Here is a 20,051-nt window from a genome sequence, read left to right on the forward strand (position 1 = left end):
CGCCCGCAGAGTCCTTCCGATGCGACACCCTCCGGACACCGCCGGGCCGTCCCGGTGTCCTCCGCCCCGACACCTTCACAGGAGCGCCGCCCATGACCGAACTGAGCAGCCTGATCCTCGACCGCATCCGCGACGTGCCCGACTACCCGCAGCCCGGGGTGCTGTTCAAGGACATCACCCCCCTGCTCGGCGACCCGGTGGCGTTCACCGCGGTGATCGAGGAACTGGCCGGGCTGTACGAGGTGGACAAGATCGTCGGTATCGAGGCGCGGGGGTTCATCCTGGCGGCCCCGGTCGCCGTCCGGGCGGGCGCGGGCTTCGTCCCGGTACGGAAGAAAGGCAAACTGCCCTCCGAGACGCTTGAGGCGTCCTACGATCTGGAGTACGGCTCCGCCGTCATCGAGGTCCACCGGGACGCCTTCGCCCCCCAGGAGCGCGTTCTCATCGTCGACGACGTGCTCGCCACGGGAGGTACGGCGTGCGCGACGGTGGAGCTGGTCCGCAGGGCGGGCGCCGACGTCGTCGCCATCGCCGTGCTCATGGAGCTGGCCTTCCTCAAGGGCCGCGAGCGTCTGACCGACGTGGAGCTGCACTCCCTCGTCGTCGTCTGATCGCCCCCGCGGACGAAAGCACACAACCCGGTCTGGATACACTGTAGGGATCTGGACTCGAACGTAAGGAGTCTGAGTGCCCCGCGATGTGGTCGTCCCCGATGTGACCGCCGACGGTGGCGGTCCCGAGACGGCCGTCCCAGCAGGCGATGCCGGTTCCGCCGTGTCCGGAGCCGCTGAGGAGAAGCCGGCGGTAAGGCGAAGGCTCGCACGTCTTGGGGGGCAATGGGGTGGCGGTATGAATCCGGTTCTGGAGCCGCTGTTCCGTACGGTCCGCGCGACCCACCCGAAGGCGGACCTGCGGCTCATCGAGCGCTCCTACGACGTGGCGGCCTACCACCACCGCGACCAGAAGCGTAAGAGCGGTGATCCGTACATCACCCACCCGCTGGCGGTGGCCACGATCCTGGCCGAGCTCGGCACCGACGACGAGACGCTGTGCGCGGCGCTGCTGCACGACACCGTCGAGGACACCGCCTACAGCCTGGACGAGCTGCGTTCGGACTTCGGCGACAACATCGCACTGCTGGTCGACGGCGTCACCAAGCTCGACAAGGTCAAGTTCGGCGCCGCGGCCGAGGCCGAGACCGTGCGCAAGATGGTCGTGGCGATGTCGCGCGACATCCGGGTGCTGGTGATCAAGCTCGCCGACCGGCTGCACAACATGCGCACCATGCGTTACCTGCCCGAGCACAAGCGGCACCAGAAGTCGCGGGAGACTCTGGAGATCTTCGCGCCGCTCGCCCACCGGCTGGGCATGAACACCATCAAGTGGGAGCTGGAGGACCTCGCGTTCGCCATGCTCTACCCCAAGCGGTACGACGAGATCGCCCGGATGGTGTCGGAGCGGGCCCCGCGCAGGGACCTGTTCCTGCAGGAGGTCATCGAGAAGGTCTCCGGTGACCTGCGCGACGCCAAGATCCGCGCGGCCGTCAAGGGACGTCCCAAGCACTACTACTCCGTCTACCAGAAGATGATCGCCAGGGATGTCGCCTTCGACGACATCTACGACCTGGTGGGCATCCGGGTGCTGGTCGACTCGGTCCGCGACTGCTACGCGGCGCTCGGCACGATCCACGCGCGATGGAACCCGGTCCCCGGCCGGTTCAAGGACTACATCGCGATGCCCAAGTTCAACATGTACCAGTCGTTGCACACCACGGTCATCGGCCCCGAGGGCAAGCCGGTGGAGTTGCAGATCCGCACCCACGGCATGCACCACAGGGCCGAGTACGGGGTGGCGGCGCACTGGAAGTACAAGGAGGACATGACCATCTCGGGGCCTCCCGGGACGAAGCTGAAGCCCGCCAGCGACATGGCATGGCTGCGCCAGCTTCTCGACTGGCAGAAGGAGACCGCCGACCCGGGGGAGTTCCTGGAGTCGCTCAGGTTCGACCTGTCGGTCTCGGAGGTCTACGTCTTCACCCCCAGGGGCCAGGTCATCGCCCTGCCGGAGAACGCGACGCCCGTCGACTTCGCCTACGCCGTGCACACCGAGGTCGGCCACCGCTGCATCGGGGCGAGGGTCAACGGGCGCCTGGTGCCCCTGGAGTCACGCCTGGGCAACGGCGACACCGTGGAGATCTTCACCTCCAAGTCGCCGGACGCGGGTCCTTCGCGCGACTGGCTGAAGTTCGTCAAGTCCGGCCGGGCCCGCAACAAGATCCGGCAGTGGTTCTCCAAGGAACGCCGCGAGACCGCGATCGAGGCGGGCAAGGAGGCGATCGGCCGCGCGATGCGCAAGCAGGGCCTGCCGTTGCAGCGACTGATGTCCGGAGAGTCCCTCCTGGCCCTCGCCAGGGACCTGCGCTACCCGGACGTCTCCGCGCTCTACGCGGCCGTCGGTGAGGGCCACGTGGCCGCGCAGACGGTCGTGCAGAAGCTCGTGACGTCCGTCGGGGGCGTGGAGGGCGCCGAGGACGACATCGCCGAGACCTCCGTACCGACCAAGCTGCGCGGACGCCCCCGCGGCAGCGGCGGCGCGGGCGTGGTCGTCGCGGGTGACTCCGACGTCTGGGTGCGCCTCTCACGATGTTGCACGCCCGTACCCGGTGACGAGATCGTTGGTTTCGTCACCCGCGGGCACGGCGTGTCGGTGCACCGCACCAACTGTCCCAACATGGACCAGCTGCAGTCCGAGCCCGACCGCCTGGTCGAGGTCGCCTGGTCCGCCGCCGACGACTCGGTGTTCCTGGTCGCGCTGCAGGTCGAGGCGCTCGACCGGCCCCGCCTGCTCTCCGACGTGACCCGCACCCTCTCCGACCAGCACGTCAACATCCTCTCGGCGTCGGTGACGACCTCCAGGGACAGGGTGGCGATCAGCAAGTTCACCTTCGAGATGGGCGACCCCAAGCACCTGGGCTACGTCCTGAAGGCCGTCCGCAACATCCAGGGCGTCTACGACGTCTACCGGGTCAGCGGCGCGAGTTCCTGAGGTTCTCCCGCTCCGTTCCCTGTCTCCTCCCGGATCGCCCCATGAGGTGTGGCGGCGACCCCTCCCGCCACGCCGCCTCATGGGAGGCGACCTGAACCGGCCGCCTGCGGCGCCCCAGGATGCCTCACAGGGCACGGAATCCGAGAACCGGGCACAAGTTCCACCTTGTCCCTTGCGGCCCTCTCGGGCCGCCTCGTGGAGTGTGGCCGCAGGCTCGACGACTCCGTTCCCTCGAAACCGTCTCGCCCGTCCCACGGCCGACCCGGCGTGCCCCCGCCCACCACAGGCGACGGGGCCGCGAGGAGCCTCCCCGGTGGGAGGCTCCTCGCGGCCCCGTGGGACGCGTCAGCCGGTGAGGGCGCCGGGCGTCAGGAGAACTCGGCGAGCGTGCGCTCCGCCTCCGTCAGCCAGGAACGGCGGGCGGTCAGAGCCTCCTCGGCGTCCTTGACGTCCTTGTCCTTACCCGCGTCCCTCGCCTTGACCAGACGGCTCTCCAGCTGCGCGATCGACTTGCGCAACTGGTCGACCGTGTTCTGGGCACGAGCCCTGGCCTCGGGGTTGGAGCGCTTCCACTCCGTCTCCTCGGCCTTGCGGACCGCCTCGTCGATCTTGCGCAGGCCACCCTCCAGGCGGTCACGCTGCTCGCGCGGAACCGGGCCCGCGGCCTCCCAGCGCTCCAGGAGGTTGCGCAGGGCGCCCCGGGCGGCGCGGGCGTCGGTGACCGGAAGGATCTTCTCCGCCTCGACCAGGAGCTGCTCCTTGATCTCGGCGTTGGCCGCCAGCGAGGCGTCGCGCTCGGCGAAGACGGCCGAACGCGCCTGGAAGAACTGGTCCTGGGCACCCTTGAAGCGGCCCCAGAGCTCGTCCTCGACCTCGCGGGAGGCCCTGCCCGCGCTCTTCCACTCCTGCATCAGCTCTCGGTAGGCCGACGCGGTGGCGCCCCAGTCGGTGGACGAGGCCAGTGTCTCGGCCTCGGCCACGATGCGCTCCTTGGTGGAACGCACGCCCTCGCGCTGCTCGTCCAGCCCCGCGAAGTAGGCCTTGCGCCGCTTGGCGAAGGCCGTACGGGCCGCCGACAGGCGCTTCCACAACGCCGCCTCGGTCACCCGGTCGATGCGTTCGGCGGCCTTCCACTCCTCGATCAGCTGGCGCAGCCGCTCACCACCGGTTTTCCAGTGGGTCGTGTCCTCGGCGATGCGCTCGGCCTCGGCGACGATCCGTTCCTTGACGCCCTTGGCCTCGGCCCTGGCCACGTCGCGAGCCGCCTTCACCTCCTCACGGCGCTGGGCGACCAGCTCCGTGAGGACGCCGAGGCGGTTCAGCAGCGCGTCGAGGTCGCCGACCGCGTGCGCGTCGGTGATCGCCTCTCGGAGCTTGACGATCGTCGCCTCGGCCTGGGCGGGTGGCAGGTCGGTGCCACGAACCCGCTGTTCCAGCAGGGCGACCTGCCCGGCCAGCTCGTCGAACTTGCGATGGAAGTAGGCAAGCGCCTCTTCCGGTTCGCCGGCCTTCCAGGACCCGACGGCCCGCTCTCCCTCAGCCGTACGTACGTAGACGGTGCCGTCGTCGTCTACCCGGCCCCACGGGTCGGTGCTCACCGTGTCCTCCCGCACTTTCATCAGCCTTTCGGGACTTACCGCCCCTTGTATGTATTACGTCAGCTCTAGCTGGACATTGTCACGTCTTTGATTTCCACGGTTTCCTTCGGCGCCCCCGTACCGTCGGGGCCCGGGGTGATGACACCCGCCTTGTTCACCTTGTCCAGAATCTCCAGACCCTTGGTGACCGTACCGAACGGTGTGTAGTCCGGGCTCAGCGGGGCGTCACCGAACACGATGAAGAACTGGCTGCCGTTGGTGTCGGGACCGCTGTTGGCCATGGCCACGACGCCGCGCGTGTACTTCGCGCCTTCCAGGTTCTCGTTCACGAAACGGTAGCCGGGACCACCCTGGCCGTCGGTCTGGCTCTTGCCGTCGGCCTTGGCCAGCGGGTCGCCGCACTGCAGCATCGGGAACTGGTCGGAACCCAGCCGGTGGCACTTGGAACCTTCGAAATACTTCTTCTTCGCGAGGAAGGCGAAGGAGTTGACCGTGCACGGCGTCTTTTCCGCCGACACCTCGATGACGATGTCGCCCTGGTTGGTCTTGAGGGTCATCGTCTTGGGCGTCAGGTCGACCTTCTCCGGGGGCAGGCCCACCTCCTTGGCCGGACCGCCGCCGGCGTCCGCGACGTAACCACAGGTGCCGCTGGCCGGGTCGAAGGCCTTCGGCTGCGCTCCCGCGGCCTCCGACGCGGCCGGTGAGGCGTTGTCCGACGGGGCCGGGTCGGTGGTCGCGGCCGTCGTGTCGGAGCCCCCGAACAGGGTCGTCGCGGCGATCACGCCCGCCACCACGACCACACCGGCCACGGTGCTGCCGATGATCGCGTTGCGCTTGGCCCTGGCCTCGCGTTCGACGCGTCGCTGCATCTGCCGCTCGTAGTGCTCGCGCGCCAACTGCTTCTGGCGCTCCTTGCCGCTCACCGCTTCGCCCTCCCGAGTGCCGAGTAGTACTTAATGAGGTGGGCGAATCGTATCGGCCAATGGGTAATGGTTCGCAGCCCGCCGACCCGCACCGGTACCCTTCGGTTACATTCCCATCCGCATTCTTGACGAGATCAGCTGAGGCAGATGCTCATCGCCGGCTTTCCCGCAGGGTCCTTCCAGACCAACTGTTACGTCGTCGCTCCCGCCGCGGGCGAGGAGTGCGTGGTCGTCGATCCCGGTCAGAACGCCGTCGGCGCCCTCGACGACCTGCTGCGCGAGCACAGGCTCAAGCCGGTCGCGGTGCTGGTCACCCACGGGCACATCGACCACATGTGGTCGGTCGCCCCGGTCTGCGGCGCGCGTGACGTTCCCGCGTGGATCCACCCGGAGGACCGCGAGCTGCTCTCCGACCCCGGCAAGGGGCTGTCGCTCTCGACGAAGCAGCAGTTGTTCGGGGGGCTCACCTTCACCGAGCCCGACGACGTGCGCGAGCTCGCCGACGGCGAGGTGCTGCGGCTCGCCGGCCTGGAGCTCGCCGTCGACCACACTCCCGGCCATACCAGGGGGTCGGTGACGTTCAGGCTGCCCAGCACCGAGGAGATCCCGGACGTGCTGTTCTCGGGCGACCTGCTGTTCGCCGGCTCCATCGGCCGCACAGATCTCCCGGGCGGCGACTACCCCACCATCCTGCGCAGCCTGGCGGCCAAGTGCCTGCCGCTGCCGGAGGACACGGTGGTCCTGCCCGGCCACGGACCACAGACCACGATCGGTCACGAGCGTGCCACCAACCCGTATCTCGCGGAGGCGAGGTCGGCAGCGGGCGCGGACTCCGCGTCCTCCGGGCACGACCGCGGCCCCGGCAGGGGACTTTAGACAATGACTTTGCAGGCGCCCAAGGGCACCTTCGACTGGCTTCCGCCGCGCTCGGAGCGGGCGCTCGCCGTGCGCGAGGCGCTCACCGAGCCCGCCCGCCGGGCGGGTTACGGCTACATCGAGACCCCGGTCTTCGAGGACACCGCGCTGTTCGTCCGCGGTGTCGGCGAGTCGACCGACATCGTCTCCAAGGAGATGTACACCTTCGAGGACAAGGGCGGGCGCTCCATCACGCTGCGCCCCGAGGGCACCGCGTCGGTGGTGCGGGCGGTCCTCCAGCACGGCCTGCACAACGGGCAGCTTCCGGTGAAGCTCTGGTACTCGGGCAGCCAGTTCCGCTACGAGCGGGCGCAGAAGGGCCGCTACCGTCACTTCTGGCAGGTCGGCGCCGAGGCGCTGGGCTCGGAGGATCCGGCGCTCGACGCCGAGCTGATCCTGCTGGCCGTCGACGGCTACGCCGCCCTGGGACTCACCGGGGTCCGGCTGCTGATCAACACGCTGGGCGACAAGGAGTGCCGTCCCGTGTACCGGGCCGCGCTCCAGGACTTCCTGCGCGGCCTCGACCTCGACGAGCCCACCCGGCAGCGGATCGAGATCAATCCGTTGCGCGTGCTCGACGACAAGCGCCCCGAGGTGCAGGCTCGGCTGGCCGGGGCGCCGCTGGTCGTCGACCACCTGTGCGAGGCGTGCAAGGCGTACCACGAGGAGGTCCGCTCGCTGCTGACCGCCTCGGGCGTTGCCTACACCGACGATCCCCGGCTGGTCCGCGGCCTCGACTACTACACGCGCACCACGTTCGAGTTCGTCCACGACGGGCTCGGCTCGCAGTCCGCGGTCGGGGGCGGGGGCCGTTACGACGGGCTGAGCGAGATGCTCGGCGGACCCGCGCTGCCCAGCGTCGGCTGGGCGCTGGGCGTCGACCGCACGGTGATGGCGATGGAGGCCGAGGGCCTGTTCGGGGACGAGAGCGCCGAGGCACGCGTGCGGGTGTACGGTGTGCCGCTGGGCACCGAGGCGCGCCGCCGGATGTTCCTGCTCGTCACCGAGCTGCGCCGGGCGGGCCTGGCCGCCGACATGTCGTTCGGCGGCAAGGGCGTCAAGGGCGCGATGAAGGGCGCCGACCGCTCGGGGGCCGGCTACGCGGTGATCCTCGGCGATCGGGACATCGCCGAGGGGACCGCGCAGGTCAAGGACCTGGCCAGCGGAGACCAGACCGCCGTACCGCTCGCTGAGATCGTCACGATGTTGAAGGAGAGACTGGACAAATGATCCGCACGCACGAAGCGGGGTCACTGCGCGAGGAGCACGCCGGGCAGCGGGTGACGCTCGCCGGGTGGGTGGCGCGACGCCGCGACCACGGCGGCGTGGTCTTCATCGACCTGCGTGACGCCTCGGGTTCGGCCCAGGTGGTCTTCCGCGAGGAGGACGACGCCCACGGGCTGCGCGCCGAATACTGCGTCAAGGTCGTCGGAGAGGTGCGGGTCCGCCCCGAGGGCAACGAGAACCCCGAGCTGCCGACCGGCGCGATCGAGGTCGTCGCCTCCGAGGTCGAGGTGCTCAGCGAGTCCGCGCCGCTGCCGTTCCCCATCGAGGGCACCACGGGCATCTCGGAGGAGGCGCGGCTGAAGTACCGCTACCTCGACATCCGCCGCCAGCAGGTCGCGCACGCCATGCGCGTCCGCTCCCGGGCCACCTACCTCGCCCACGAGGTGATGAACGAGCAGGGGTTCACCTACGTCGAGACCCCGACGCTGACCCGCTCGACCCCGGAGGGCGCCCGCGACTTCCTGGTCCCGGTCCGGCTCCAGCCGGGCAGCTGGTACGCCCTGCCCCAGTCGCCCCAGCTGTTCAAGCAGCTTCTGCAGGTCGCCGGGCTCGAGCGCTACTACCAGCTCGCCAAGTGCTACCGCGACGAGGACCTGCGCGCCGACCGGCAGCCGGAGTTCACCCAGATCGACGTCGAGATGTCCTTCGTGGACCAGGACGACGTGATCGCCCTGGGCGAGCGGCTCGTCGGCCGCATCTGGAAGGAGACGGTCGGCTACGACCTGCCGACCCCCCTGCCCCGGATGACCTACCGGGAGGCGATGGCGCGCTACGGCTCCGACAAGCCGGACCTGCGCTTCGGCCAGGAGCTCGTCGAGATGACGGACTTCTTCGCGGACACCACCTTCCGCGTGTTCCAGGCGCCGTACGTGGGCGCCGTGGTCATGCCCGGCGGTGCCTCGCAGACCCGCAAGGAGCTGGACGCCTGGCAGGAGTGGGCCAAGTCGCGCGGAGCCAGGGGCCTGGCCTACGTGCTGGTGGGCGAGGACGGCGCGCTCGGCGGGCCGGTCGCCAAGAACCTGTCGGAGACCGAGGCGTCCGGCCTCGCCGCGAAGGTCGGCGCGAAGCACGGTGACGCGATCTTCTTCGCGGCCGGCGCGGCCGCCGCCTCCCGCGACCTGCTCGGCGCGGCCCGCCTGGAGATCGGCCGTCGCTGCGGCCTGATCGACGAGTCGGCCTGGAACTTCCTGTGGATCGTCGACGCCCCCATGTTCGAGGAGGACGGCGAGGGCGGCTGGACCGCGGTTCACCACCCCTTCACCGGTCCCAAGCCCGAGTGGGCCGACACCTTCCAGGACCATCCCGGCGAGGCCCTGGCCTACGCCTACGACATGGTCTGCAACGGGATGGAGATCGGCGGCGGCTCGATCCGTATCCACCGGGCCGAGATGCAGCAGCGCGTCTTCGACGTGCTGGGCATCTCCAAGGAGGACGCGGAGAGCAAGTTCGGCTTCCTGCTGGAGGCGTTCAAGTACGGCCCGCCGCCGCACGGCGGCATCGCCTACGGCTGGGACCGGATCTGCATGCTTCTGGCGGGCACCGACTCCATCCGCGACGTCATCGCCTTCCCGAAGACGGCCTCCGGGTTCGACCCGCTGACCGGCGCGCCCACCCCGATCACGGTGGAGCAGCGCAAGGAGGCGGGCGTCGACGGCAGGCCCAAGACCGGCGCCTGATCCGGATGTGACGAGGCCCCCGGACGGTGTTCCGGGGGCCTTTGTCATGGCGCTGCCGTGGCGCTGCTGTGGCGCTGCCGGCTGTCGCGCGCTGTCGCGGCGCGCACAGCTGGGCGGGTCCGGGGTGTCGGTACCCGGCGAAAGAGGTGATGTGAGAGGGGATCTCCTCTCCTCGATTCCCGGACCGGCGATCGTCGAGGAGACCGCCCTGTGCGTCCCTCACAGGCATCCTGGGCGGCCGATGGCGTTCAGGGGTGAGGAGGGGGGCGCGGTCCGCGTGCGGTCGCGCTGAGGCCTGTGTGGGCCGCGTGCCGCCCGTGCTCGCGAGCGGAGACGGCGGGGCCGGGGCTACGACCACCGGGACGCGAGGACGCCCCGGCGGTCGTCCGACCGCCGGGGCGTCCTGTGGCGGCGAGGTGCCGCGAGTCCGGTCAGGAGAGCCGTACGCTCTTGATGATCACCGGGATCTTGGGGGCGTTGGAGCCGCCGTCACCGGTGATGTCGTCGGGGTTGGTGATCCACCCGCCCTTGGCGATCTCGTCGAGGATCTCCATGCCCTGGGAGACCACGCCGAAGGGCGTGTAAGCCTTCTCCACCTGCTCGGTGTCGTCCCCCAGCGAGATCCAGAACTGGCTGCCGTTCTCGTTGATCGCGTCCATCGCCTGGGCCACCGCGACCGTGCCCCTGGCGTAGGAGACCTCGCCGTCGAGGTTCTCGCTGTCGTAGACGTATCCCGAGCTGCCCTGGCCGTCGGTGGGGTTCTTCCCGTCGGCCTTGGCCTGCGGGTCGCCGCATTGCAGCAGGCTCACGCCGGAGTTCTCCGGGGTGGCCAGGCGGTGGCACTTGGTGTTGTCGAAGAAGCGCTTCTTGGCCAGGAAGGCGAAGGAGTTGACCGTGCAGGGGGCCTGCTGGGTCGCCAGGTCGATCACGACATTGCCGTGGTTGGTGGCGATCGTCATGGTCTTCAGCTTCAGGTTCGGCCTGGCCGGTGGCATGCCGACGTTCTTCATCGGGCTGCCGCTGGTGTCCTTGCGGTAGGTACACCTCGTGTTGGCCGGAGCGGCCGTGGGGGTCGGCTCGGGCGTCGCGGCGGGTGTCTCCGAAGGAGACGGCGAACCGGTGGCGGCGGCGTTGACCTTCGGGTCGTCACCGTCGCCCCCCAGAAGGGTCACCCCGGCGAACAACCCCCCCGCGACGACGACCACCGCGGCGACCGCTCCGATGACGGCGTTGCGCTTCGACGACGTGGTCGCCTGCGCAGCACGCTTCGCCTGCCGCTCTTTGTGTTCCCGAGCCAGCCGGCTCTGGCGGTCCTCGGCGCTCACCGCTATGTCCTCCAAGATTGCTGATCCATGGTTATGGGCTGGCGAAAAGAGTACCGGCCCCAAGATGTGCTGGACGTAAGTGGCGGAATTCATCAGAGGGGGACGGAGAGAAAGGGGAGACCTCTTCACGCTCTCCATAACCCGCTCATGGTGGGATCCGTACTTGCAGATGATGAACCACGCACCACCGGAGCGCCCCCATGTTCGACGAGATCCTCGGCCTGCCTCTTCATCCCCTGGTCGTTCACGCGGCAGTGGTCTTGACGCCGCTCCTCGCGGTGCTCGCCACCGTGTACGCCCTGGCGCCCCGCACGCGACCCGTGCTCACCTGGGCGGTGGTCGGACTCGCCCCGGTCGTGCCGGTGAGCGTCTTCGTGGCGCGGGAGAGCGGGGAGGCGCTGGAGGAGGGCCGCTTCGCCTCCGCGGGGGGACGGCTCGCCGAGCTCATCACCGAACATGCGAACCTCAGCGTCCCGCTGCTGCTCGTCTCCCTCGCCCTCGGGGTGGCCTCGGCCGCTCTCGTCCACGTCACGCGCCGTGACAGGTTCGGACGCACGGCCGAATTGGCGCTCTCGGCGCTCACCGTTGTCCTGGCCGTCGTGACGATCTACTACGTGGTACGGAGCGGGCACAGCGGGGCCGTCGCGGTCTGGAGCTGAGCCGGCCGGGGCCGTGATGTCGCATGACGCCGGGGGAGCCCGGCGCACCACCGTCCGCGCGGGCTGAGGCCCCGCCGGGCGGCGGTACTGTCTCAGACGTGGACAGCCTGTTCGACTCGGCGGCGGAGGAGGCCCATCGCGGCCAGGAGCCCCTGGCGGTGCGAATGCGCCCCCGGAGCCTGGACGAGGTGATCGGCCAGCGGCACCTGCTGGGTCCCGGCACGCCGTTGCGCCGCCTCGTCGAGGCCGAGGCGCCCATGTCGCTGTTCCTCTGGGGCCCTCCGGGGACCGGCAAGACCACCCTCGCCTACGTGGTGGCGGGTGTCACCAAGCGCCGCTTCGTGGAGGTCTCCGCGGTCTCGGCCGGTGTCAAGGAGGTCCGCGCGGCCATCGAGCAGGCCCGGCGCGAGCTGGGCATGTCCGGCCGCCAGACCGTCCTGTTCGTCGACGAGGTGCACCGCTTCAACAAGGCGCAGCAGGACGCCCTGCTGCCCGCCGTGGAGAACCGCTGGGTCACCTTCATCGGCGCCACCACCGAGAATCCCTTCTTCTCCGTCATCTCGCCCCTGCTGTCGCGCTCGCTGCTGCTCACCTTGGAGTCACTGTCGGAGGACGACATCCGGGTGGTGCTGGAGCGCGCGGTCACCGACCCGCGCGGCCTGGACGCGAGGGCGAGCCTCGCACCCGAGGCCGCCGAGCACCTGGTGCGGCTCGCCGGCGGCGACGCCCGCAGGTCGCTCACCTACCTGGAGGCCGCCGCGCTGATCGCCGACGGCGAGATCACCGTCGAGGTGGTGGAGCGGGCGGTGGACAAGGCGGCCGTGCGCTACGACCGCCAGGGCGACCAGCACTACGACGTGATCAGCGGTTTCATCAAGAGCATGCGGGGCTCCGACGCCGACGCCGCGCTGCACTACCTCGCCCGGATGATCGAGGCGGGGGAGGACCCCCGGTTCATCGCCCGCAGGATCGTCGTCTTCGCCTCGGAGGACGTCGGCATGGCCGACCCCACCTGCCTGCAGATCGCGGTGGCCGCCGCTCAGGCGGTGGAGTTCGTCGGCCTGCCCGAGGGACGCCTCAACCTGGCCCAGGCCGTCATCCACTGCGCGCTGGCCCCCAAGTCCAACGCGGTGATCAACGCCATCGGCGCGGCCTCCGAAGACGTACGGCGCGGCGACATCGGCCACGTACCCAACCATCTGCGCGACTCCCACTACGCGGGGGCCAAGCAGCTCGGCCACGGCAGGGGCTACAGATACCCCCACGAGTTCGAGCACGGACTGGTACGCCAGGAGTACGCCCCCGAGGAGCTCAGGGACCGGCGCTACTACCAGCCCACCCGTCACGGTGCCGAGGCGGGCTTCGCCGACCGCTGGGCCAGGATTCGCGCCTTCCTTCGTGGGGAGTAGCCTCCCGCGAGGGTCACCTCCGGAGCGCGCGGTGAGCGGGGATGAGCGATGTCGGGCACGATAGGGTTTCGCCAATCCGCCCGACCATGGCCGGGGTCACCTATGAACCAGTGAGGGGAGCGGGTCCGCACATGCTTACCGCAGGAGAGGTCGCGGGGCTGATCGCCGCGATGGCCTGGGCGATCCTGGTGTCCTTCATGGCCGTCGTCATGGTCAGGCTGGCCCGGCTGCTCACCGAGACCACCAAGATGGTCTCCCAGCTGGGCGACCGCGTCGTGCCGCTGCTGGAGGACGTCTCGGCCGCGGTCGGCGAGACCAACCGGCAGCTGGTCGCGATCGAGGCCATCACCAAGGACGTCAAGCAGGTCAGCGGGCACGTGGCCAAGGTCAGCGACGTCACCCAGAACCTGGTCACCGGGCCGATGATCAAGGTCGCGGCCCTCACCCACGGTGTCCGCAGGGCCCTGGGCACCCGCAGACGCACCAGGCTCGCCGCGCCGGCGCTGGAGAGGCGCCCGCGATGATCCGCAGGTTGTTCTACATGGGGCTGGGCGCGTTCGGCGCGGTGTGGGCCATGCGTAAGCTTCAGGCACTGCACCCGAACCACCTGGCCCGGCGGGCCGTGCACAACGCCACCGGCGCCCTGGGGCAGGCACGTGACCTCGCGGGGGAGGCCCTGCGAGGCGCGGCCGAGCGGGAAATCGAGTTGCGTTCCAGGTTCGGGCTCGACAGCGTGGAAAACTCCTATCACTCCAACGTAAAGGATGGCCGCTGACATGGAGTCGGCAGAGATCGCCCGCCGCTTCCTGCGCTTCTTCGAGGAGCGTGGGCACACCGTCGTGCCCTCGGCCAGCCTCATCGCCGAGGACCCGACACTGCTTCTGGTCAACGCGGGCATGGTGCCCTTCAAGCCCTACTTCCTGGGCCAGCAGAAGCCGCCCTACAAGCGGGCCGCCAGCGCGCAGAAGGTCGTGCGGACCCTTGACATCGACGAGGTCGGCAAGACGACCAGGCACGCCAGTTTCTTCCAGATGCTCGGCAACTTCTCCTTCGGCGACTACTTCAAGGAGCAGGCGATCCCGTTCGCCTGGGAGTTGCTGACCAGGCCCGAGTCCGAGGGCGGGTTCGGCTTCCCCGAGGACCGCCTCTGGGCCACCGTCTACCTCGACGACGACGAGGCCGCCGAGATCTGGCGCAAGGTGGGGGTGCCACAGGAGCGCATCCAGCGCCGCGACCTCGCCGACAACTACTGGCACATGGGCGTGCCAGGACCCGGCGGCCCGTGCAGCGAGATCTACTACGACCGCGGTCCCGAGTACGGGCGCGAGGGCGGTCCGGTCGCCGACGAGAACCGCTATCTGGAGGTGTGGAACAACGTCTTCATGCAGTACCAGCTCAGCGCGGTCCGAAGCAAGATCGACTTCGACATCGCCGGTGAGCTGCCCGCCAAGAGCGTCGACACGGGCATGGGCCTGGAGCGCATGGCGGCGATCCTGCAGGGCGTCGACAACATCTACGAGATCGACACCACGTACAAGATCCTCGACAGGGCCGCCGACCTCACCAAGACGCGCTACGGCCGCGACGAGCGCGCCGACGTGTCGCTGCGAGTGGTCGCCGACCACGTCAGGACCGGCGTGATGCTCGTCGCCGACGGGGTGCTGCCCTCCAACGAGGGCAGGGGCTACGTGCTGCGCCGCATCCTGCGCCGCGCCATCCGCAACCTGCGCCTGCTCGGCGCGGGCGAGGAGCGTTACATGCACGAGCTCACCGCGGTGACCGTCGACGTGATGGGCGAGCAGTACGCCGAGCTCAGGGCCGACGCCCCGCAGATCCACGGCGTCATCGACGCCGAGGAGGCGTCCTTCCTGGGCACGCTCCGCACCGGCACCGCGATCTTCGACGTGGCGGCCGAGGAGACCAAGCGCAAGGGGAAGGCCACGCTCGCGGCCGACCAGGCCTTCCAGCTCCACGACACCTACGGCTTCCCGATCGACCTCACCCTGGAGATGGCCTCCGAGCAGGGGCTGCAGGTCGACGAGGAAGGCTTCCGCCGCCTGATGAAGGAGCAGCGCGACCGCGCCAAGGCCGACGCCGCCTCCAAGAAGACCGGCAACGCCGACATCTCGATCTTCGGCACGCTCCTGGAGAAGACCGGCAAGGTCGAGTTCCTGGGCTACGACCACGTGACGGCCGAGGCCGAGGTCGTCGGCCTCCTCGTCGACGGCGTCTCCGTGCCCGCGGCGGGCACGGGCACGGCGGTCGAGGTCGTGCTGAACCGCACCCCCTTCTACGCCGAGGGCGGCGGCCAGCTGTCCGACCAGGGCGTCATCCGCACCGGTGGGGCCGAGGTGGAGATCGTGGACGTGCAGTCCCCGGTCTCCGGCGTCGTCGTGCACCGGGGCAAGGTCCGCTCCGGAGAGGTCCGGGTGGGCGACCAGGCCCAGGCGGAGATCGACGTCGAGCGGCGCCGGGCGATCTCCCGCAGTCACACCGCCACCCACCTGGTGCACCGTGGCTTCCGCAACGCGCTGGGCGAGACCGCGGCGCAGGCCGGCTCGGAGAACTCCCCCGGCCGCTTCCGCTTCGACTTCACCGCCGCGGGCGCGGTGCCGCCCAGCGTGCTGCGCGACGTCGAGGACGAGGTCAACGCCGTTCTCATCAACGACCTGCGGGTCAACGCCTTCCACACCTCCCAGGCGGAGGCCCGCGCGATGGGCGCCCTCGCCCTGTTCGGAGAGAAGTACGGCGACACCGTCCGCATCGTCGAGGTCGGCGAATACTCCCGCGAGCTCTGCGGCGGCACCCACGTCGCCAGCTCCGGGCAGTTGGGCCTGGTCAAGGTGCTGGGCGAGGCCTCGATCGGCGCGGGCGTGCGCCGGGTGGAGGCCCTGGTCGGTCTCGACGCCTTCCGCTTCCTGGCCAGGGAGAGCGTGCTCGTCGCCCAGCTGTCGGAGCAGCTCAAGGCCCGCAGGGAGGAGCTGCCCGAGCGCATCGAGGGCATCGTCACCCGGTTGCGTTCCGCGGAGAAGGAGCTGGGCGCGCTGCGCTCGGCCCAGGTGCTCGCCGGTGCGGGGGAGATGGCGGAAAACGCCCACGATCTGCACGGAGTGTCCGTCGTGACACACCGCGCGCCTGATGGCACCTCCCCCGACGATCTGCGTAAGCTCGCGCTTGACGTGCGCGGCCGGTTCCCCGGCGATCGCGCCGCGGTGGTCGTGGTGGCCGGTGTCCCCGGTGACCGGCCGGTCGTGGTGGCCGCGGTGAACGAGGGGGGACGCGGTCGCGGCCTGAAGGCGGGCCGTCTGGTCGGCGTCGCCGCGAAGGCACTGGGAGGTGGCGGTGGCGGCAAGGACGACGTCGCGCAGGGAGGCGGTGTGCGTCCCGAGGCGATCGGCGAGGCGCTCGCCGCCGTCGAGCAGGCGATCGCGCAGACGCTCACCTGACGGCGAACGACGCCCTCGCGCCGTGTCCGGCACCGGGGTGGGGACGGAAACGATGAGAAACGGCATTCGGCTGGGCGTCGACGTCGGCTCGGTCCGCATCGGTGTGGCACGCAGCGACCCCTCGGGGTTGCTGGCCACGCCGGTGGAGACCGTCCGGCGCGGTAAGGGCGACCTCGACCGGCTCGCGGAGATCGCGGCCGAGTACGAGGTCGTCGAGGTGGTGGTCGGCCTGCCGACGTCGCTCTCCGGGCGCGAGGGGCAGGCGGCGGAGGCCGCCCGCGACTTCGCGAACCGGATCTCGCTGCGGCTGGCGCCGATACCGGTACGGCTGTTCGACGAGCGGCTGACCACCGTCACCGCCCAGCAGGGGCTGCGGGCCAGCGGTGTGAAGGCGAAGAACCAGCGTGGCGTGGTGGACCAGGCGGCCGCCATCGTGCTGCTCCAGGCCGCCTTGGACGCCGAGCGTGCCACCGGCAGGCCCCCGGGTGTTCCCGCCGGATCCACCTCGGGCGGAGGGGACGTCGAAAGGCCGGGCGGCGGGTCCGTTCGGTGAACCGCCTGCGGCCGATGTGGTTGCTGGTGGCCGGGACGTCCGCGCTCGCCGTCGCCACGGGGACGGCCGGCTTCGTCGTGATCCGCTCCTATCTCGTGCCCGCCGACTTCGAGGGGCCCGGCTCGGGGGCGGTCGTCGTCGAGATCCCCCGGGGGTCGAGTGCCGCCCAGATCGGGCTGGTGCTCGCCGACGCCGGGGTGGTGGCGAGTGCCAGGGGGTTCCTCGCGGTGGCGAAGGAGCAGGGCAGGACGGCCGGCCTGCCCCCGGGGCGCTTCAGGCTCCGCAGGGGCATGGACGCGCTGTCGGCGCTCGGCATGCTGGTGGCACCGGAGTCGCGGATCGTTCATACGGTCACCGTTTCCGAAGGGCTGCGCCTGCCGGAGTTGCTCGACCGGCTCGCCGACCAGACCGGCATGCGCCGGGCCGGTCTGGCCAGGGTCGCGGCCGACGAACGGGCGCTCGGCCTGCCCCGATACGCGGAAAGCGCCGAGGGCTTCCTGTTTCCCGCCACCTACGAGATCGAGCCCACCACGACCGCCTCGGGTGTGCTCACCGCGATGGTGGAACGTTACAAACAGATGGCCGCTCAGCTGAAACTGAGGAAACGGGCGAAGAAGAAAGGGTTGTCTCCCTTGGAAGCCGTCACGGTGGCGAGCATCGTCCAGGCGGAGGGCGGGCGGGATCCGGACTACCCGAAGATCGCTAGAGTGATCTACAACAGGATCAGGGCCCGGACGCCGCTCCAGATGGACACCACGGTGCTGTACGCGCAGGGACGCAGAACCCTGGAGGTCTCGCAGCGGGATACCGAGGTAAGGTCTCCCTACAACACCTACCTCAAACCCGGTCTGCCACCAGGACCCATCGCGAACCCCGGGGAGAAGGCATTGATCGCGGCACTCCAGCCAGATCAAGGTGATTGGTTCTGGTTTGTCACTACCGATCCGGAGCATAGAATCACGAAATTCACTGACACAGAGAGTGAGTTTGTGAGATACCGGGAAGAGCTGAACAAACACCTCGGGAAGCGTTGATGCCCGGCGGAATACCCCCCGTTCCGCCCCAGGCGGCGACCCGCACTCGCGGATCGGACGACGACTCCCGAAGCACCGGGACGTCCTCCCGGGTGCTCTCCTTCGGTTCGGCACACCCGCTTGACGCCAGGCCGTCTCTAGCGGGAGATTGGCCAGCGCCTCTATGAACGATCTCGATATGGACTTCCTGGTCGGCTCCGACGACGAAGGTCGGTCGCGCCGAGGTTCCAACGCGTCCTCCGGTCGCGACTCGGGCCGCCGAGGCCGCCGCAGGAAGCGACGCCGTAACCGGGGCGGCTTCCTCGCCCCCATGCTCGCGATCATCGTCCTGATCGGCGGAGTCGGCGCCGCCGGCTTCTACGGCTACACCTGGGTCCGCGACGTGATGACCCCCGACGACTATGCCGGTCAGGGGGCCGGTGAGGTCGTCGTGGAGATCAAGGACGGCGACAGCGCCTCCGACATCGCCCAGACCCTGGAGGAGCAGGGGGTGGTGAAGAGCGTGAAGGCATTCGTCAACGCCGTCGCCGCCGCGGGCAAGACCTCCTCCCTGCAGCCGGGCGAATACACCATGCGCAAGCAGATGGCGGCCGCCGAGGCCGTCAAGCTCCTCGACCCGGACAAGCGGCTGCGGGAGAGGGTCACCCTCAAGGAGGGACTGCGCGTGAGCGACACCCTTGAGCAGCTCGCCAAGCAGACGGGCAAGCCCCTGCGGGAGTTCCAGCAGGCCGCGAGAAACACCCGCGAGCTCGGCCTGCCCTCCTACTCCAGGGGCAAGCTGGAGGGATACGCCTTCCCGGCCACCTACGAGATCACGCCCAAGATGACGGCCTCGGAGATCCTGACCAAGATGGTCGACCGCTTCAACCAGACCGCCGACAAGGACGACCTGCGGGGCAAGGCGAAGGCTCTCGGGCACACCCCGCACGAGATCATGACGATCGCCAGCATCGTCCAGGCCGAGTCGGGCACCAAGGAGGACATGGGTAAGGTCGCCCGCGTCATCTACAACCGGCTCGACGGCAACCCGCCCCGCAAGCTGGAGATGGACAGCACGGTGATGTACGCGCTGAACAAGTACAACATCGAGGCCTCCCACAAGGATCTTGAGAGCGAATCGCCCTACAACACCTACAAGCACCTGGGGCTGCCTCCCGGCCCGATCGCCAACCCGGGAGACGAGGCGATCCAGGCGGCGCTCAACCCCACCAAGGGCGACTGGGTCTGGTTCGTGACGACCTGCCCGGCGAAGCGCGTCACCAAGTTCGCCTCGGCGGAGTCCGACTTCTTCGTGCTCAAGGCCGAGTACGAGAGGAACAAGGTGAACGGGTGCTGAGGGCGGCGGTCCTGGGGTCACCGATCGTCCACTCGCTCTCCCCTCACCTGCACCGCGCCGCCTACGAGGGCATGGGGTTGCACGACTGGTGCTACGAGGCGATCGAGTGCGACGAGGCCGGACTCCCCGCCCTCCTCGCCGGCCTGGAGGGCGACTGGGCGGGGCTCTCGCTCACGATGCCGCTCAAGCGGGCCGTGCTGCCGCTGCTCGACACCGTCTCCGAGCTCGCGCTCCAGGTGGGCGGAGCCAACACCGTGATCCTGCGCGACGGTGTCCGGCACGGGGACAACACCGACGTGTACGGCATCGTCCAGGCGCTCGCCGAGGCGGGCGTGGTCCCGCCACGTGCGGCGACCGTCCTGGGCGGCGGGGCGACGGCGGCCTCCGCGCTCGCCGCCCTGCGCGAACTGGGCCTGGACGAGGCGATCCTCGTGGTCCGCGACCCCGCCAGGGCGGGGGAGACCACCCGGGTGGCCGAGCGGCTGGGCATGGACCTGTCGGTGCGGACCCTCGACAAGCTCGACACCGCGACCGAGGTCGACCTGGTCGTCTCGACCCTGCCCTCCGGGGTGGCCGACGACTTCGCCGGGACGTTGGCGGGCGTGCCCGCTCTCTTCGACGTGGTCTACGCGCCCTGGCCCACCCGCCTGGCCGCGGCCGTGGCCGAGCGGGGCGGGATCGTCGTCGGTGGTTTCCCGATGCTCCTGCACCAGGCGGTCCGGCAGGTCGAGATGATGACCGGCCGCGCGGACGTGCCGGTGGAGGCGATGCGCGAGGCGGGTAAGGCCGAGATCGTCAGGCGTGCCGCCCCGGCGGAGTGATCGCTCGCGGGGCCGGGATGATTC

The 20,051-nt window shown here is 69.8% G+C and carries 17 protein-coding genes; 14 read left to right on the forward strand and 3 right to left on the reverse strand.

What is annotated here, in order from left to right:
• Positions 1 to 92 precede the first annotated feature (92 nt).
• Positions 93 to 611: an adenine phosphoribosyltransferase gene (locus ACFY3D_RS33225; RefSeq protein WP_350949158.1), complete on the forward strand. Its 519-nt coding sequence runs from the start codon at positions 93 to 95 to the stop codon at positions 609 to 611.
• Positions 612 to 849: 238 nt separating this feature from the next.
• Positions 850 to 3,045: a RelA/SpoT family protein gene (locus ACFY3D_RS33230; RefSeq protein WP_389986958.1), complete on the forward strand. Its 2,196-nt coding sequence runs from the start codon at positions 850 to 852 to the stop codon at positions 3,043 to 3,045.
• A 368-nt stretch (positions 3,046 to 3,413) separates the two neighbouring features.
• Here the strand turns inward: ACFY3D_RS33230 and ACFY3D_RS33235 are convergent, their stop codons facing one another.
• Both ACFY3D_RS33235 and ACFY3D_RS33240 read right to left on the reverse strand, forming a co-directional pair.
• Entirely contained in the window at positions 3,414 to 4,643 is a 1,230-nt protein-coding gene (locus ACFY3D_RS33235; RefSeq protein ID WP_362905648.1) for a DUF349 domain-containing protein, read from the reverse strand.
• A 65-nt stretch (positions 4,644 to 4,708) separates the two neighbouring features.
• The gene (locus tag ACFY3D_RS33240; protein ID WP_389986961.1) at positions 4,709 to 5,566 is read right to left on the reverse strand and encodes a peptidylprolyl isomerase; all 858 of its coding nucleotides are present in this window, start codon (positions 5,564 to 5,566) and stop codon (positions 4,709 to 4,711) included.
• A gap of 147 nt (positions 5,567 to 5,713) precedes the next feature.
• Between ACFY3D_RS33240 and ACFY3D_RS33245 the strand changes: the two genes are divergently transcribed.
• Genes ACFY3D_RS33245 through aspS form a run of 3 tightly spaced genes read left to right on the forward strand, consistent with a single transcriptional unit; the run spans position 5,714 to position 9,444 of the window.
• Positions 5,714 to 6,442 (forward strand): MBL fold metallo-hydrolase, encoded by a 729-nt coding sequence (locus ACFY3D_RS33245; protein WP_389986964.1) that lies wholly within the window; start codon positions 5,714 to 5,716, stop codon positions 6,440 to 6,442.
• A gap of 3 nt (positions 6,443 to 6,445) precedes the next feature.
• Positions 6,446 to 7,711 (forward strand): histidine--tRNA ligase, encoded by a 1,266-nt coding sequence (hisS, locus tag ACFY3D_RS33250; protein ID WP_362905642.1) that lies wholly within the window; start codon positions 6,446 to 6,448, stop codon positions 7,709 to 7,711.
• Positions 7,708 to 9,444, forward strand: coding sequence for an aspartate--tRNA ligase (gene aspS / locus ACFY3D_RS33255; RefSeq protein ID WP_389986967.1), 1,737 nt, complete (start codon positions 7,708 to 7,710; stop codon positions 9,442 to 9,444). Before hisS ends, aspS begins: the two co-directional genes overlap by 4 nt.
• Before the next feature lie 431 nt (positions 9,445 to 9,875).
• Here the strand turns inward: aspS and ACFY3D_RS33260 are convergent, their stop codons facing one another.
• Complete coding sequence (locus ACFY3D_RS33260) at positions 9,876 to 10,769, reverse strand: peptidylprolyl isomerase (RefSeq protein ID WP_389986970.1); 894 nt, start codon at positions 10,767 to 10,769, stop codon at positions 9,876 to 9,878.
• Positions 10,770 to 10,969: 200 nt separating this feature from the next.
• On the opposite strand from ACFY3D_RS33260, the gene ACFY3D_RS33265 reads away from it, so the two are divergent.
• The 9 genes from ACFY3D_RS33265 (at position 10,970) to ACFY3D_RS33305 (ending at position 20,027) form a co-directional block, all read left to right on the forward strand.
• Positions 10,970 to 11,428: a DUF2231 domain-containing protein gene (locus ACFY3D_RS33265; RefSeq protein WP_350949167.1), complete on the forward strand. Its 459-nt coding sequence runs from the start codon at positions 10,970 to 10,972 to the stop codon at positions 11,426 to 11,428.
• 98 nt (positions 11,429 to 11,526) lie between these two features.
• Positions 11,527 to 12,837, forward strand: a complete 1,311-nt coding sequence (locus ACFY3D_RS33270; protein WP_389986973.1) for a replication-associated recombination protein A — start codon at positions 11,527 to 11,529, stop codon at positions 12,835 to 12,837.
• A gap of 131 nt (positions 12,838 to 12,968) precedes the next feature.
• Entirely contained in the window at positions 12,969 to 13,361 is a 393-nt protein-coding gene (locus tag ACFY3D_RS33275) for a DUF948 domain-containing protein (protein WP_389986975.1), read from the forward strand.
• On the forward strand, positions 13,358 to 13,612 hold the full coding sequence (locus ACFY3D_RS33280; RefSeq protein WP_350949170.1) for a hypothetical protein: 255 nt from the start codon (positions 13,358 to 13,360) through the stop codon (positions 13,610 to 13,612). The genes ACFY3D_RS33275 and ACFY3D_RS33280 overlap by 4 nt, the downstream gene beginning before the upstream one ends.
• A gap of 1 nt (position 13,613) precedes the next feature.
• On the forward strand, positions 13,614 to 16,283 hold the full coding sequence (alaS, locus tag ACFY3D_RS33285; RefSeq protein ID WP_389779926.1) for an alanine--tRNA ligase: 2,670 nt from the start codon (positions 13,614 to 13,616) through the stop codon (positions 16,281 to 16,283).
• Between the two features lie 52 nt (positions 16,284 to 16,335).
• Complete coding sequence (gene ruvX, locus ACFY3D_RS33290; protein ID WP_389986978.1) at positions 16,336 to 16,836, forward strand: Holliday junction resolvase RuvX; 501 nt, start codon at positions 16,336 to 16,338, stop codon at positions 16,834 to 16,836.
• Positions 16,833 to 17,870, forward strand: a complete 1,038-nt coding sequence (mltG, locus tag ACFY3D_RS33295) for an endolytic transglycosylase MltG (RefSeq protein WP_389986981.1) — start codon at positions 16,833 to 16,835, stop codon at positions 17,868 to 17,870. The genes ruvX and mltG (ACFY3D_RS33295) overlap by 4 nt, the downstream gene beginning before the upstream one ends.
• Positions 17,871 to 18,033: 163 nt before the next feature.
• Positions 18,034 to 19,206 carry an endolytic transglycosylase MltG gene (gene mltG, locus ACFY3D_RS33300; RefSeq protein WP_389986985.1) on the forward strand — a complete coding sequence of 391 codons (1,173 nt, stop codon included), beginning with the start codon at positions 18,034 to 18,036 and terminating at the stop codon, positions 19,204 to 19,206.
• Positions 19,203 to 20,027, forward strand: a complete 825-nt coding sequence (locus tag ACFY3D_RS33305) for a shikimate dehydrogenase (RefSeq protein WP_389987023.1) — start codon at positions 19,203 to 19,205, stop codon at positions 20,025 to 20,027. The genes mltG (ACFY3D_RS33300) and ACFY3D_RS33305 overlap by 4 nt, the downstream gene beginning before the upstream one ends.
• Positions 20,028 to 20,051 lie beyond the last annotated feature (24 nt).

It is taken from the genome of Streptosporangium sp. NPDC000509 (assembly GCF_042898365.1).
In the GTDB taxonomy this organism is placed as follows: Bacteria; Actinomycetota; Actinomycetes; order Streptosporangiales; family Streptosporangiaceae; genus Streptosporangium.